Source organism: Gilliamella sp. B2969 (assembly GCF_026536195.1).
Classification (GTDB): domain Bacteria; phylum Pseudomonadota; class Gammaproteobacteria; order Enterobacterales; family Orbaceae; genus Gilliamella.
Genome location: NZ_JAFNOP010000018.1, coordinates 1 through 16,512, shown reverse-complemented (window position 1 = coordinate 16,512; position 16,512 = coordinate 1). Strand labels below are relative to the sequence as shown.

Here is a 16,512-nt window from a genome sequence, read left to right as displayed (position 1 = left end):
GGGGCCTTTTTTAAGGAAATATCATGATTAATAGAGATTTTATTAATATTAAAACCAAAAACAGATTTGACAAAGATTATCAATTAACTAAACACGAAATCCGATTTATCTACTTTGCCAATCTAATATTAATCTTTATGGGATTGGTCGCCTTGTTAATTGCATATTCCTGATAACTATTGGCAAGTGGGGCGTAAGAAGGTCGTGAATATAAAAACATGATTTTTTAATCAACTCAATTAATGAAAAATACTTTTTTTCACCATAAATAAAAAATATTTTAATTAGGATAACTAAAATTCAAACATCCATACCAATTTAAAGTTAGTACTCAAAGAATCAATCAAATTAAAAATAAGCATCTAATCATACAAACAGCTGTATTTAAAATGAGATGTCTGTCTGGTTATACCCTTATTATTTATTAATGAGTGACTTAATAAAAACATCGAATTGATTTAAAACAATTTTGATAATTTTCCATGCAACAAAAAGAGAATATAACCATGAAATATTACTTACTAATTATTACTTTTGGAATGTGTAATTTAATTACTAGCTGCGCTTTTTATTATAGGTAATTGCAATGAAGTTTATCATGATATTAATTTCAACTTTATTACTTTCAGGCTGTATTACCGTTTATGAATGCGAAGGAGACCATAAAGAAACATATAATAATATATCCCCAACGACACAAGCACCTGAGGATAATACCAACAGTAAACAGCAATAAAGTAGTTATCGATTTAAATTTTTACGCTAATTATTTAGCGTAAATGTATTGAGTTTAAAGTTGAAAATCCAATAGTAATATTTTTTAACTATTTATTCTTACAATGCATTTCTATTGGCATGAACGCCTGATCGAACCCATCTAAGCTAAATTTCATATTAACAGTTTTAGTTTTATTAAATGCTTTTACCAATAACATTTTTTTATCTTTTAAACTTTGATAGAACAGATGATCAAAATTGCTGAATAGAATTTTATCATCAAACTTTAATTTTTGTTGGCTTAACTCTTTACCATCTACCGTAAAAATAAATGTCCACTGCGTTTTTGGTGTTATTAATTCATTCATAATTATTATCGAAATAGTATTACTTTCACAACTAACACCTAATAAAACATCAGGAGTTGATGAAAAACGATCAAAATCAGCTGTGATTGCTAAATCTTTATTCTGCTTAGTTGTGACATCTAAAACTTCACCATAAACCCACTTACCACTCGTTTTAAGTTCATTTTTAGCTTTTACAGAAAAGATAAACAACATACCAATTATCACAACAATATAACTTATTCTTCCTTTCATTCACTATTCCTTATTTATCAATATGAAAAATTTTATTGTGTATCATGTTTATTTTAAACACGATTATTAATGATTAGAAAGTTTTACCTGAAAAAAGATATATATTTGTAGATTGAGATAGTTAATTGACATACATTTGGGACAAAAACGAAAACCCTGCTTAACAGGGCTTTTATTAGTGTGATAAATGATAAATGAAATTATTCCCATTCGATGGTTGCTGGCGGTTTTCCACTAATATCATAAACCACACGGGAAATACCATTAACTTCGTTAATAATTCGATTTGATACTCGCCCTAAAAAGTCATATGGCAAATGTGCCCAGTGAGCGGTCATAAAGTCTACAGTTTCAACCGCTCGTAGTGAGACAACCCAATCATACCTACGTCCGTCGCCCATGACTCCAACTGAACGCACCGGTAAAAATACGGTAAATGCTTGACTGACTTTATGGTATAAGTCAGCTTTATAAAGTTCTTCGATAAAAATAGCATCGGCTTTGCGTAGTAAATCACAATACTCTTTTTTCACTTCACCAAGAACACGCACCCCTAAACCCGGTCCAGGGAATGGATGACGATAAAGCATTTCGTAAGGTAAGCCAAGTTCTAAACCAACTTTACGTACTTCATCTTTAAATAATTCTCTTAATGGCTCGACTAGCCCCATTTTCATATCTTCAGGTAAACCACCAACATTATGATGAGATTTAATCACATGAGCTTTACCGGTATCGGCCGCAGCTGATTCAATCACATCTGGATAGATGGTACCTTGAGCAAGCCATTTGACATCTTTTAATTTTGCCGCCTCTTCATCAAAAACAGCAACAAATTCACGGCCAATGATTTTACGTTTAGCTTCAGGATCAGCTTCACCCTTTAACGCAGCCATAAACCGATCTTCGGCGTTAATAGCGATGATATTTAAGCCAAATTTATCACCAAACATGTCCATGACTTGTTTTGCTTCGTTTAAGCGTAATAAGCCATGATCAACAAACACGCAGGTCAATTGGTCGCCAATTGCTTGATGTAATAATAAAGCTGTAACCGAAGAATCTACACCACCAGATAAGCCAAGTAATACTTTATCTTTACCAACTTTTTCTTTTATACGGGCAATAGCATCAGTAATAATTGAAGATGGCGTCCATAATTTTTCACACTGACAAATATCAATGACAAAACGCGTTAATAACTCTAATCCTTTAATGGTATGAGTAACTTCAGGATGGAATTGTACGCCATAAAACTGTTTTTCATCGTTGGCCATAATGGCGAAAGGACAAGTTTCTGTTTGCCCAATTAAGGTAAATGTGTCAGGTAATGAAGTAACTTTATCACCATGACTCATCCAGACATCAAGTTGCTCTATACCAGCATCATTGGTGCTATCTAAAATACCGTCTGTTAATTTTGATTTTGCAACAATATCAACTTTAGCATAACCAAACTCTCGTTGATTAGATGCTGTAACTTGTCCGCCCTTACCCACTTGAATCGCCATAGTTTGCATACCATAGCAGATACCAAGCACTGGCACGCCAGCGCTAAAAACATATTCAGGTGCGCGTGGGCTATTTTGTTCGGTAGTACTTTCTGGACCACCTGATAATATAATACCTTTAGGATTAAACTGTTTGATTTTTTCTTCTGATACATCCCACGGCCAAAGTTCACAATAAACACCAATTTCACGGACTCGGCGAGCGATCAATTGGGTAACTTGAGAGCCAAAATCGAGGATTAATATGCGCTGTTGGTGGATGTCTTGCTTCATTAATTTTATTCCTAAGGTATGAAATAATATAAAAAATAAGAGGTGATATTGTATCACCTCTTATCTATGGTTAGAACTGCATGCTTCGCTTATTTTGCAGCATTTTCTTGTGCTGATTGAATTGCAGTTAATGCAATAGTGTAGACGATATCGTCAACTAATGCGCCACGTGACAAATCATTAACAGGTTTACGCATACCTTGTAACATTGGACCGATAGACACAAGATCCGCTGAACGTTGTACCGCTTTATAAGTAGTGTTACCTGTATTTAGGTCAGGGAAGATAAATACTGTTGCACGACCAGCTACTTTTGAGTTTGGTGCTTTAGATTTAGCCACATCTGGCATTACCGCCGCATCATATTGTAACGGACCATCAATCATCAGATCAGGACGTTTTTCTTGCGCGATGCGAGTGGCTTCTTTCACTTTTTCAACATCGGCACCTTGACCAGAACTACCTGTTGAATAAGAGATCATCGCAACACGTGGTTCAATACCAAAGGCAATTGCAGTATCAGCAGATTGGATAGCAATTTCAGCAAGCTCTTGCGCATTTGGATCTGGATTAATCGCACAGTCGCCATAAATATAGACTTGATCTGGCATTAACATAAAGAACACAGATGAAACAAGTGAACTACCCGGTGCTGTTTTAATTAATTGTAATGGTGGACGAATAGTATTCGCTGTTGTATGCACCGCACCTGATACTAAACCATCTACTTCATTCGCTTCAAGCATCATAGTACCAAGAACCACATTATCGGCTAATTGCTCACGTGCAATAACTTCGGTCATACCTTTGTTTTTTCGTAATTCAACTAAACGAGGTACATATTTTTCACGAATTGATTCCGGATCGACAATTTCAACACCTTGACCTAACGTCACGCCTTGTGATGCAGCAACTTTACGAACTTCATCAGGATTACCAAGTAACACACATTTTGCGATATTACGTTCCGCACAAATAGCAGCAGCTTTAACAGTTCTTGGTTCATCACCTTCAGGCAATACCACCACTTTTTTCGCATTGCGAGCAAGTTCAGTTAATTGATAACGGAACGCAGGTGGTGATAAGCGACGAGCAGAATTCACTACTTCATTTAATGATTTAATCCAACTAGAATCGATATGATCAGCCACAAAGTTTTGTGTGTTTTCCATACGCTCTTTATCATCAACCGGAATTTCTAAGTTAAATTGTTGTAAATTGATTGAAGTTTGGAAAGTATTTGTTTGTACTGTAAATACAGGTAAACCGGTATCAAAAGCTGGTTGACATAATTTATAGATTTTGTCATCAATTTCATAGCCGCCTGTTAATAACACACCGCCGATTGATACACCATTCATAGCCGCTAAGCAGATAGTAACAAGAACATCTGAGCGATCTGCTGAAGTTACTAATAAGGCATTAGGTTGCAAGTGGCTAATGATGTTAGGAACGCTTCTTGAACAGAAAGAAATATGTTTAATACGACGGTTTTTAATGCCACCTTCATTGATAATTTTTGCATCAAAATGTTTAGCAATATCGATTGCGCGGCAAGCGCTTAGATCCATATTCCAAGGAATACAACCAAGAACTGGAAGTGGGCTATATTCGTTTAAATCTTTAATGGTGATTTTTTTATCGTCAAATTTTGGTGTGTGGTAAATTTCTGCAACATCTGGACGGGCAAGTGATTGCTCTTCAACTGGTGCATTCACTTTATTGACAATTACCCCTACAATTTTTTCATTTTTAATACCACCAAAATTAGAGCGCGCAATTTCAATACGATCTTTAAGCTGCTCTGGTGTGTCTTTACCCATGTTAACTACAAAAATAATTTCAGCACCAAGAGTTTTAGCAATATTATTATTTAGTTCATTCGCAAACGGATAATCGGATGTTGGCACAATACCTTCAACTAACACAACATCTGCACCTTTGGTGTTTTCAGCATAAAGCGCAACAATCTCTTCCATTAATACATCTTGTTGATTTAAACCTAATAGATTTTCAACATGACTCATTTTGAGTGGTTTTAAAGCGGGAATAGACGTGTTATGACTAACTAAAGTTGTAGTATTGTCTGGCGCATCTCCACCTGCTCTTGGTTGTGCAACGGGTTTAAATACATTTAGGTTAATACCTTGACGCTCCATAGCTCGAATAACACCAAGACTCACACCTGTTAAACCGACATTGGTTCCGGTTGGAATTAGCATAATAGTACGAGACATAATTCATTTCCTCTTAATTCTTTATTAAATAAAAACAAACCGCCATTTGGCGGTTTTAATTGTTTTTTAAGCAGTTAGACGCGCAGCATCTTGAGCAATAACAAGCTCTTCATTAGTTGGAATAACCATTGCAATTGCTGACCCCTCTTTAGTGATTGTACCACCTTTACCAAAACGGGCTGCTAAATTGCGTTCTTGATCAAGTTCGAAACCTAATAAACTTAATTTATTTAAAGCCATACGACGAACTTCTTCAGAGTTTTCACCAATACCACCAGTAAAGATGATTGCATCTAAACGTCCATCTAATAACATAGCATAACCACCAATATATTTGACTAAACGATGTACAAATACATCTAACGCATTTTTGGCGTTTTCGTCTGTGTCATAATTATCGGTAACGTAACGGCAATCGCTGCTAACACCGGTTAAACCTAATAAACCAGATTTTTTATTTAATAAGTTATTAATATCAGCAACAGACATTTTTAAATTGTCATGTAAAAAGAACATAATTGCAGGGTCGATATCACCACTACGGGTTCCCATCACCAAACCTTCAAGTGGCGTTAATCCCATAGAAGTTTCAACACATTTACCATTTTTAACAGCTGAAATAGATGCCCCATTACCTAAGTGACAAGTAATCACATTAGTTTGATCAACAGGTTTATTTAATAATTTAGCTGCTTGTTGGCTAACATAATAGTGACTTGTACCATGTGCACCATAACGACGAATACCATGTTTTTTATATAATTCGTTTGGAATAGCATATAAATAGGCTTCTTTTGGCATAGTGGTATGGAATGCTGTATCAAAAACTGCTACATTTTTGTTTTTTAAGTGAGGAAATGCAGCAAATGCTTCACGGATACCAATTAAATGAGCTGGATTGTGAAGAGGTGCGAATGCCGCTGCTTCTTCAATACCTTTTAGTACTGAATCATCAATAACAACAGATTGAGTATATTTTTCACCACCGTGAACAATTCGGTGCCCAATAGATTTAATACTATCTAATAATTCTGGTTTTTGTGGGAAGATACTATTAACAATAAATTTAATTGCTTCACTATGTGCAGCGCCTGCACCTAAAGATGCTTCGCCTTTAACACCATCGAGTTTCCACTTAATACGAGCATCGGGAAGGTTGAAACATTCAGCTAATCCAGAAAGAAATTCATCACCATTTTCAGGGTTAATAATGGCAAATTTTAAAGATGAACTTCCGCAGTTAAGAACAAGAGCGTTATTACTTGATGACATAGTAATTCCTATATTTTGAATAAAAAGATATATACCAATCAAAATTGGTAACTCAACACATGATTCAACAACCAATGTGATTACACTAAGGTGACTTCTGATATCGCACTTTTTGATATAAAATAGAGAGCCGCCAATTTGAATGGTGACTATTTTAAGACAATAAAATGTGAATGTCGAGGAATCCAAAAGATATGAGTATTATTAAAACCTTTAAGTCAGGTCAGTTATACATGCAGCTTTGCCCTAATGATAAAGAACTCGCTTATTCATTTCCTGAATTAAAAATCATTAATTACATAAAAACCGCGGCTAAATATCTTCCACCTATCATTATTGCGCTATTGGTCTGGCAATATTATATGCCAATACAACTGGCGGTAACCGTCATTACCATACTTTTTGCACTCAGTTTGCCATTACAAGGTATTTTTTGGTTAGGTAAACGCGCTAAGTCACCTTTGCCACTGAACTTAATAGACTGTTATAATCACATCAAATCACAATTGATTGCTAAAAAAATAATCATTGAAGATAAAAAAAACAATGATAAATTAACTTTTGAATCTTTTATGAGATTAATTACGCTTGCCAAATTACATTTGGGTAACTATTTTGGTGAAGATAACAATTCAACTCATGATCAGAGATAAGTATTAGTCATGCCTAATTTATTAACTACTCTTAAGCAACAAATCGACGCACTTGAACAACGGGTTAATTTTTCGGATTTTCCTGAATATCAAGAGTGTTATTTTGATGAGCAGCTATTTAATAACAATAAAGTCATTGCTGATCGCTCTTTTTATCTTGAAAAAATAAAGCAAACTTACACAGCATTAACTCAATGCGTACTTTCGCAAAAATTGACTCAAATGACATTTTTATCTGAATCATTAGTTAATCAAATAGAAGCCCTAACACGTGAATTAGCTACTCATCAATTACGTCAAAAACAGCCAGAAACTTGCATTGAAGAAACGCTATCTGAAAAGCATGCACGCCATTTAGATTATTTACGTCGATTACAAGAGATGAAATACGAACTTGAGCTTAGCACAGATTCGCTTGATTACAAGAAAATTGCAACTATTGATAACCGTATTTATCGTTGCGAACAAGCAATCCAAAAGATTGAGTTAGAGATGGAAAGTGATGTTTAATCAAATAAGCGTATTTGAGTTAGCGATGTAAGCTTAATGTAGAGAAATATGGCGCCAAATTTTAAAAACTTTAGTATAGATGTGGTTGGAAAAAAAACTAAAAATCGCTTTAATCAAACACGTGATAAAAATAATATTATGGCGGGATATAGCGCTGTAAAAAAGCTTATTAGAATCAGTTTTTATACTGTTATCATTCTGAATTTTTTACTATTTTATTTTAAATCGATTAATGTCACCCTTCTTTCCAATATTTTCGACAGCAAAGTTTACATATGTTGGTCGTTAATTAATGTTATAATTAGCATAATCCTTTATAAACTAACTAAGCCCAATCTAATTGGTTTTTTAGATCCAATTTCACGCTCTAAAAGAGTTAAATATTTTGTAGGATACTTTTTTGAGTATTTTTGCGCTCTAATGGTTACGATGTATGTTGTTCCTCATAATTTAGTTTATATTGTTCCTAGCGAAATACAGACTTATACAACAGTATATAAAATGACTTCACCAGGCCCTTCGCGTGGAAAACATGGCCATTATAAAAATGGTATCAAGATCTATGAAAAATATACCGGCGATAGATTTTTTTTACCTTTTGATAAGTCCGACAATAAACAGTATCCACCCAAATTATCAGTCCAAATAAAAAATAATATATTTGGTTCTTATTTAGTGAGTTACCGTTTTTATAATAAGTGAAAACAGTTATGCATTTAAAAAGGGGTAAGATTTAACATAACAAAAGCAAATTAACGTAATAAAGCTACCATCGTTTTATTATTTTAATGATAAAAAGTAAAAATCAATCATTTATAAATAGAAAATCTTACTACATTGAATATATTAAAATATCAATCAAATTTGGCTGATAAATGTTAGGACAATGCACGCGATAAAACATTAATCATCAATCATGCATCTGTTAATAATACTTATTAATGCCATATCATTAGACAATTTTGATCAATTTAACCTATATCAATGTAACCACTAAATCTGTTATGCATTATGATCTTAGTAGCAATATACTCTTATTGAAATCAATGGATATTTTCAAAAATTCAACAACAAGTCGATGCCATATAGCCAAAATGCATATTGTTATAATTATTAATTAGTATCTTCTTTTTACGTTATATTTATAATAATCACTATAGTTAATAATTAATGAAGTAATGCTATTTCCTTTAAAGCGACAAATAAGGATTTTAATATGAGTAAAATATTTGATGATAATTCACAAACCATTGGTTATACCCCATTGGTACGATTAAAACACTTTGGTAAGGGCAATATTTTAGCTAAAGTTGAATCACGTAATCCAAGCTTTAGCGTTAAATGTCGTATCGCTTCTAATATGATTTGGGATGCAGAAAAGCGTGGTTTACTCACCTCTGATGTCGAGCTAATTGAGCCAACAAGTGGTAATACGGGTATAGCACTTGCAGCCGTTGCAGCGGCGCGTGGTTATAAACTGACTTTAACCATGCCTGAAAGCATGAGTATCGAGCGACGTAAGTTATTAAAAGCGTTAGGCGCAAATTTAGTGCTAACCGAAGCGGCTAAAGGTATGAAAGGTGCTATAGAAAAAGCGGAAGAGATTGTAGCAAGCAATCCACAAAAAAATATTATGTTGCAACAATTTAGTAATCCTGCTAATCCAGAAATACATGAAAAAACAACTGGACCGGAAATCTGGTTAGATACAGACGGCCAAGTTGATATTTTTATTGCAGGTGTTGGTACAGGGGGAACATTTACTGGGGTTACGCGTTATATAAAAAAAACGCAAGGTAAAAAAATAACTGCCGTTGCGGTTGAACCAACTAACTCACCGGTTATCACACAAGCATTAGCGGGCGAACTTATCAAACCTGGTCCACATAAAATTCAAGGTATAGGTGCAGGTTTTATTCCGGCAAATTTGGATCTCAATTTAATCGATCTTGTCGAAAAAGTATCTAACGAAGAAGCAATTGACACAGCGCGTATTTTAATGGAAAAAGAGGGAATTTTAGCAGGAATATCATCGGGCGCAGCAGTTTTTGCCGCTGATAAGTTAGCTAATTTACCTGAAAATGCCAATAAAACCATTGTCGTTATTTTACCATCTTCCGGTGAACGTTACTTAAGTACGGATCTCTTTAGTGGCATATTTACTGAAAAAGAATTAGGCTGATTTAAAAGAAAACCACCACACAAGGTGGTGGTTTACATACTGAATAATCAACGAATTATTTACCAAACGTGCAATCCATCTAGACTTATATGTTCCACTTTATACATCTTGAATAATTCCAAAATGACGGTAAGCATGAGGCGTTGCAATTCGACCGCGAGGTGTACGCTGAATATAACCTTGTTGGATCAAAAACGGTTCGAGTACATCTTCAATGGTTTCGCGCTCTTCGCCTATTGCCGCAGCAATGTTATCCAAACCAACAGGACCGCCCATAAACTTTTCAATGATCGCCAATAATAACTTGCGATCCATAAAATCAAAACCTTCATTATCTACATCAAGCATATCGAGCGCTTGAGTTGCTATTGTTTCATCAACAATGCCTTTCGATTTTACATCCGCATAGTCTCTTACTCGTCGCAATAAACGATTGGCAATTCGAGGCGTACCACGAGAGCGCTTAGCAATTAAATGCGCACCTTCTTGAGATAAATCCATACCTAAAAATTTGGCACTACGACTAACAATATATTCCAAATCTTCAACCCGATAAAACTCTAGGCGCTGCACAATGCCAAAGCGGTCACGTAGTGGGGAAGTTAATGAACCGGCGCGAGTGGTTGCCCCAATCAAAGTAAACGGGGGTAAATCGATTTTAATCGAACGTGCGGCAGGCCCTTCTCCAATCATAATATCTAATTGATAATCTTCCATTGCTGGATACAAAATTTCTTCAACCATAGGTGAAAGTCGATGAATTTCGTCAATGAAGAGCACATCGTTGGGTTCTAAATTAGTTAACATAGCAGCCAGATCACCCGCTTTTTCTAATACCGGGCCCGAAGTTGTACGCAAATTAACGTTCATTTCATTAGCAACAATATTGGCTAAAGTCGTTTTTCCAAGACCAGGCGGACCAAAGATAAGTAAATGATCTAATGCATCATGCCGCTGCTTAGCGGCTTGAATAAAAATTTTCATCTGCTCACGAACATGCGGTTGACCAATATATTCATCCAAAAATTTAGGACGAATTGCTCGATCTAATGATTCTTCTTCTTTTTGAGCCTGAGGAGCTATCAAACGATCCGCTTCAATCATATCCTTGACCTATTTTATAATGCTGATTTTAATGCTTCACGAATAAGCGTTTCACTATCCATTTCTGGCTTAATGACTTTACTAATAATACGACTAGCTTCTTGCGGTTTATAACCCAGTGCAATGAGTGCAGAAACCGCTTCGCTTTCAATTTGATTAGACGATTTTTTAAGGTCGCTTGATGAAATTACGCTACTAGTTGTGGACGAATCTTCGCCAAATCGTTTCAGGCGATCTTTCATTTCAACAATCAAGCGCTCAGCGGTTTTCGTCCCCACACCTGGTAATTTAACAAGTGTTTTGATTTCACCTTGTTCAACAGCACTAATAAATTGTTGGGCTGACATACCCGATAAGATCGCCAATGCCAATTTAGGTCCTACCCCATTCACTTTAATCAGTTCTCGAAATAGCTCTCGTTCTTGCTCATGATTAAAGCCATACAATACTTGTGCATCTTCACGAACGGCAAAATGTGTTAATACAATCACTTCTTTACCATTGTCCGGTAACTCATAAAAACAGGTCATTGGCATAAATACTTCATAGCCAACACCGCCGACCTCGATTAACACTTTGGGTGGTTGCTTTTCTATAATGAGTCCTCGTAAACGCCCTATCACATTTAATCCTTAATAAAGAGTATTATTTAACTTTATTTTAACTATCAATAACCGAGGTTTTAAACATCGCTTAAATAAAATAATAGAAATTATTTGATAGTCAGTATTAACAACATTTATAAAATAACTAGTTTGTAGTTTACCTGATAGATAATAATTAATAAAGAAAAACTGTATAAATAGACAGGCAAAATCATATACCAATTTTGGTCATTACTTATTATTGAAAGTAAGGCCTAATAATCATTTATATACATGACACGGGTAAATAGTGCTAAATCTATTTATAGTAATGCTTATAAATTATAATCAGTAACATCAGTTTTCTAGGAATAACTTGAATGATTAAGGAGTATTATGCGTGATTAGTCAAATTAAACATTTGTGTCCGAATAAGAATAATAAAGATAACTATTAGGGCTTTATAAAAGCACTAGACGAAAAAAACGATTACTATTTTGCTAAAAAAGATATCAATAACCTACCCATCGAAGAACTAAAAATTGGCAAAAAAGTTAATCTTACTGCAAATGAAAAAGACTCAGGCAAAAGATATGCAACCGATATCAAACTTATCGATGAGCGAAAAATAAAAGAGAATATTGATGTATCGGATGCCAATTTCTTTCCTGATAAAATGGATGCTAAGACTTATCAAGCATTATTAATACACTCGGTACGACAAATCGAAAACATCACCGATCCAATCGCTTTTGAAGATTCTGTTTTTAACTTATTAAAAATAATTCGATTGAATAAAATTTTTCAATTTGATAGAGAAAATCAAGCCGGAAAAGCAGATGGCTTTTTTATTATTGAAAATTTAGCGGTAATGTATGATTGCACTCTCAAATCAAATTATGAAGCATTTAAAGAAGAACAAATAGAAAATTATATTAATCAACTTAATCATAAAGCACATTTAACGTTCAATACAAAAAAATGGATGGACCAACGACGCCAAAAACAATTCCGCTGACAGGCAAAAGCAAACAAGTTTGGATTATCACTAAAGGTGAAAGCAAAAAAATCAGCAATTATGATAATGTTAAAGTCAAAGAAATATCAATTCATGATTTGTGCAAAATATTCCAAAAAAGATTACATGATATTACCTATGATAATGAAAAATTAATGAATGATTTTATTTTTATTGCTAAATAATTTCTATAAATAAATAGGAAGACTAGAAAACTAGCCTTCCCACTAAATTAGATAAAGTTAATTTTTATACCGACAATAATCAATATTCAACGGCAATCATTAAAATGGCATTTTAAAGCCTGGTGGTAATTGCATGCCACCGGTAACTTGTGCCATTCGCTCTTTTTGCGCCTCGTCTAAACGACGAGTAGCATCGTTATAAGCTGCAGCAATAAGATCTTCTAACATCTCTTTATCATCTTCTGTTAACATTGATGGGTCGATTTCAACGCGTTTGCAGCTATGTGCTCCATTGACTGTGATTTTAACCATTCCAGCACCTGATTCACCGGTCACTTCCAATTTAGCGATCTCTTCCTGAGCTTGCTGCATTTTTGCTTGCATTTGTTGGGCTTGTTTCATCAAATTACCCAAACCACCTTTTCCACCTGAAAACATATTTATTCCTCTTTTAAAACATTTAGCTGTCAATTATACAGGACGAATACTCGCTTCATCAATCTTCGCTTCAAAATATTGGCAAATCATCTCAATTTTAGTATCTCGTTTGATGATCTGCTTAGCCTGTTCTAACTTTTGTTGATATAAATCTTCGCGCATTTCTAAAGGCGTTTTATTTTCTTGATTATCATCAATCATTACCTTGAGTTTTACTAATTGTTGTCGATGGTTAGATAATGCTTTTTCTAATTTGTTAGTATTAACAGATGAGTTGATCAGATGTTTAACTGACGAGCGCATATGTAAGACAACATTATTTTCATCAACTTGTTCTAAAAATGAATTTATTGCTATTTGTTTAATTAACGGAGCCAATTCTAGTTGTTCGATCTCTGCACACCATTTATCTTTTTGAGCCATTTCACCAATAAGTTTTTGAGTCATTTCTGGTGTTTTATCACCATTTAATGATTCTCGAAAAGCCTTTGTATCGATAACCATATCATCTTTAGTTTCAACCAGACCATAGGATTGCCATTGATAATTTTCAGCAGTAATCTCTTCTTCGTCATTATCATTAATTGTATGGCTATCTAGTTCAGTATTTTTCTCTTTCTCGTTAGTTAATGGCAAAATGTTTTTTATACGCGCTAATGAGGAGTGCTCCTCGCCATTTTGTGACTGCTCTTTTCCAGCCACTGATTCAGACTTTTTTGTATTTTGCTCCTCTTTGATTAATTGCATTCTCATTTCTAAAATATTTTTAGTAATCGAGGATGCTTCATCAGGGATAACTAAGTCTGATTGTGCAACATTATCCTTTACATCTTCTGTTATCGTTTGTTCAGCTTCAATCTTTTCTGTTGTCGTTGACCTTATTGGTTCCAACTTTGGTTGTTCTTTAGCATTAGACAAATTAACTGAAGGTCTTGATAAGTTTGACTTCGGTTCAATACGTTGCTCATTTTGCTGACTTGATACCATTGGCGGGACTGGTGGTTTGCTATCCGCCATTTTTGGTGATTGCTCAGCGACTTTAGCTTGCTGTTTAGGCGGTTTAACTGCCTCATTTGTTTTAGGGATAAAGGCTAACGCGCGTAGAAAGCTCATTTCAACACCAACTTTTTTATCAGGTGCATAAGCAAGTTCTTTTCTACCCATCAACAAAATTTGATAAAACAACTGGATATCATTTGGCGCCATATATTGTGCTAAAAAGCGTATGCGATCTTCATTGTCACTGTAATCCCCCAGTGCAGTAGGAACGACTTGTAGTAATGCTATTTGATGTAAAAGTGCAATGCTATCAGCAAGTAGATTATCCCAATCAACACCTTGCGTCGCAGCAACATTAATTTGCTGCATTAAAGCATTACCATCCCCGTGATAAAGCGACTCTACTAGTGAAAATGGTATTGATTTATCTAACGTGCCTAGCATCATGGCAACTGACTCAGCTTCGACTTTACCATTGCCTAAAGCAATCGCTTGGTCAGTAAGACTTAGCCCATCACGCATACTGCCGTTAGCTGCTTTGGCCAATAACTGTATCGCTTTACTATCACTTTCGATCTGTTCAAGTTGTAAAATGTGTGATAACTGTTCGGCAATTAACGAGGTATCAAGTACATTTAAATGCAAATGCAAACAACGAGATAAAATCGTAATCGGTAATTTTTGTGGATCGGTTGTAGCTAATAAAAATTTTACATGTTCTGGTGGTTCTTCTAATGTTTTTAACAAAGCATTAAAACTACTACGTGAAAGCATATGGACTTCATCAATTAGGTAAACTTTGAATCGTCCTTTAGTTGGCAAATATTGAATATTATCTAAAATTTCACGCGTATCTTCGACCTTAGTCCTTGATGCAGCATCGATCTCAAGCAAATCAACAAAGCGACCTTGTTCAATATCGCGACAATTATCACAAACACCGCAAGGCGTTGCAGTTATACCTGTTTCGCAATTTAAACCTTTAGCGAGTAAACGTGCGATAGACGTTTTCCCAACGCCGCGAGTACCCGAAAACAAATAAGCATGGTGCACGCGCCCAAGTGAAAGCGCATTCGACAAAATTTTTAAAACATGCTGCTGTCCAACCACTTCAGAAAATGATTTTGGTCGCCACTTACGTGCCAGAACTTGATAACTCATAATCACCATTACTAATTGCTAATGAAATTGCCAATTATCATATCATAATGTGTCAAATTAGTCTTTACTATGCCGATAACCGATTTAATATTCAACAATGTTTTATACTAAAATGCATACCTTTCCTTAAACTTCATGTCAGGAATTTTTGGATGTAAAGTTTATTTAACAACCTATACGGCTGTGGGCATATAGTTACAGGTGCTCTTGGTGCTGGTAAATTTCTAAGCAACCTTTACGGCTGTGAGCCAAGTGGCTGTTTGAAAAATATTTAGAGGGCGTTTCTAAGCAACCTATACGGCTGTGAGCTAGAACGTGAGATACTATAATCGTTGTTAGTGTAAAGGTAAATGGTATTTTTTTGATGATTTTTTAATGTTTTGATTTTATTTAATTTTAAATTAACTCGAAAAAAAGGGATAGCAATTGGGTTACTTGAATTCAAGTTTTTTTGTAAAATGAAACTGTATAGACTCCTCAATAATTTTTACAAAAATATTTTAACCAATTAAATATTGATTGTTTTTTATGTTTAAACGCATAGAGTTCCTTAAACTTTTTGGCAGTCATTATTTTCATTTATTAATCAAATTTGTTTCTTAAATTTCTTAATAGAATTTTTGGATTTTAGATTGGTTAAGACTTTGGACGTTGGTCGTTTTGTGATGTTTTCTTTTTTGTAAAAACGCCCGAGTAAAGAGGGGTTTATATGCCTTCCCCAAATTACTCGTATCGTTCATTTTTGCTTGCCGATGCTATCGGCTCGGATTGCCCCTGCCGCTAAAACCGCCCTTTTGTTGCTTAACCTTTATTACGCTTTATTAAACGCCCCCGACTTAAGGATCAAAAACTAAGGATAGGCGCAAACCCCGTTGTAGTTGTAGCCGGGGAGGTAGGTGAAAACGAGGCCGTCGTCCGTGGTGACAAGGAACGGGCGCGAACCGTCGCCGTCACTTGTCCAGACGACGCTGTCAGCGAAGTCGGCAGCGGTATAACGGTTCATGATGCCCCATTCGGTAAACAAACCCGCACCAATATTACGCTGATAAATATCTTGAGTTGATGC

Annotated in this window: 14 protein-coding genes; 5 read left to right on the top strand and 9 right to left on the bottom strand. The window is 35.0% G+C overall.

What is annotated here, in order from left to right:
- Nucleotides 1–824 precede the first annotated feature (824 nt).
- The 4 genes from J3U66_RS12560 to J3U66_RS12545 all read right to left on the bottom strand — a co-directional run bounded on the left by J3U66_RS12560 (nt 825) and on the right by J3U66_RS12545 (nt 6,612).
- The gene (locus J3U66_RS12560; protein WP_267349224.1) at nt 825–1,319 is read right to left on the bottom strand and encodes a hypothetical protein; all 495 of its coding nucleotides are present in this window, start codon (nt 1,317–1,319) and stop codon (nt 825–827) included.
- A gap of 200 nt (nt 1,320–1,519) precedes the next feature.
- Nucleotides 1,520–3,103 carry a glutamine-hydrolyzing GMP synthase gene (guaA, locus tag J3U66_RS12555; RefSeq protein ID WP_267332900.1) on the bottom strand — a complete coding sequence of 528 codons (1,584 nt, stop codon included), beginning with the start codon at nt 3,101–3,103 and terminating at the stop codon, nt 1,520–1,522.
- Nucleotides 3,104–3,192: 89 nt separating this feature from the next.
- Entirely contained in the window at nt 3,193–5,340 is a 2,148-nt protein-coding gene (gene pta, locus J3U66_RS12550; RefSeq protein WP_267349223.1) for a phosphate acetyltransferase, read from the bottom strand.
- Nucleotides 5,341–5,406: 66 nt separating this feature from the next.
- On the bottom strand, nt 5,407–6,612 hold the full coding sequence (locus J3U66_RS12545; RefSeq protein WP_267332902.1) for an acetate kinase: 1,206 nt from the start codon (nt 6,610–6,612) through the stop codon (nt 5,407–5,409).
- A 194-nt stretch (nt 6,613–6,806) separates the two neighbouring features.
- Here J3U66_RS12545 and yfbV point away from each other — a divergent pair, with 194 nt between their 5' ends.
- From yfbV to cysK, 4 genes are all read left to right on the top strand, one after another.
- Nucleotides 6,807–7,265: a terminus macrodomain insulation protein YfbV gene (gene yfbV, locus J3U66_RS12540; protein WP_267344642.1), complete on the top strand. Its 459-nt coding sequence runs from the start codon at nt 6,807–6,809 to the stop codon at nt 7,263–7,265.
- A gap of 9 nt (nt 7,266–7,274) precedes the next feature.
- Nucleotides 7,275–7,775 carry a primosomal replication protein PriC gene (gene priC / locus J3U66_RS12535; RefSeq protein ID WP_267332904.1) on the top strand — a complete coding sequence of 167 codons (501 nt, stop codon included), beginning with the start codon at nt 7,275–7,277 and terminating at the stop codon, nt 7,773–7,775.
- A 48-nt stretch (nt 7,776–7,823) separates the two neighbouring features.
- Nucleotides 7,824–8,477, top strand: coding sequence for a hypothetical protein (locus tag J3U66_RS12530; RefSeq protein ID WP_267332905.1), 654 nt, complete (start codon nt 7,824–7,826; stop codon nt 8,475–8,477).
- 514 nt (nt 8,478–8,991) lie between these two features.
- Complete coding sequence (gene cysK, locus J3U66_RS12525; protein ID WP_267332906.1) at nt 8,992–9,957, top strand: cysteine synthase A; 966 nt, start codon at nt 8,992–8,994, stop codon at nt 9,955–9,957.
- Nucleotides 9,958–10,056: 99 nt separating this feature from the next.
- Here the strand turns inward: cysK and ruvB are convergent, their stop codons facing one another.
- Both ruvB and ruvA read right to left on the bottom strand, forming a co-directional pair.
- Nucleotides 10,057–11,061 carry a Holliday junction branch migration DNA helicase RuvB gene (gene ruvB / locus J3U66_RS12520; protein WP_065799120.1) on the bottom strand — a complete coding sequence of 335 codons (1,005 nt, stop codon included), beginning with the start codon at nt 11,059–11,061 and terminating at the stop codon, nt 10,057–10,059.
- Nucleotides 11,062–11,075: 14 nt separating this feature from the next.
- Nucleotides 11,076–11,684, bottom strand: a complete 609-nt coding sequence (ruvA, locus tag J3U66_RS12515; RefSeq protein WP_267349222.1) for a Holliday junction branch migration protein RuvA — start codon at nt 11,682–11,684, stop codon at nt 11,076–11,078.
- A 637-nt stretch (nt 11,685–12,321) separates the two neighbouring features.
- Here ruvA and J3U66_RS12510 point away from each other — a divergent pair.
- The gene (locus J3U66_RS12510; protein ID WP_267349221.1) at nt 12,322–12,663 is read left to right on the top strand and encodes a hypothetical protein; all 342 of its coding nucleotides are present in this window, start codon (nt 12,322–12,324) and stop codon (nt 12,661–12,663) included.
- 284 nt (nt 12,664–12,947) lie between these two features.
- On the opposite strand, the gene J3U66_RS12505 is transcribed toward J3U66_RS12510, so the two are convergent.
- The 3 genes from J3U66_RS12505 to J3U66_RS12495 form a co-directional block, all read right to left on the bottom strand.
- On the bottom strand, nt 12,948–13,286 hold the full coding sequence (locus J3U66_RS12505; protein WP_065633450.1) for a YbaB/EbfC family nucleoid-associated protein: 339 nt from the start codon (nt 13,284–13,286) through the stop codon (nt 12,948–12,950).
- Nucleotides 13,287–13,319: 33 nt separating this feature from the next.
- Nucleotides 13,320–15,446, bottom strand: coding sequence for a DNA polymerase III subunit gamma/tau (gene dnaX, locus J3U66_RS12500; protein ID WP_267344636.1), 2,127 nt, complete (start codon nt 15,444–15,446; stop codon nt 13,320–13,322).
- Nucleotides 15,447–16,296: 850 nt separating this feature from the next.
- A partial coding sequence (locus tag J3U66_RS12495; protein ID WP_267349220.1) for a hypothetical protein occupies nt 16,297–16,512 on the bottom strand: 216 nt, incomplete at its 5' end.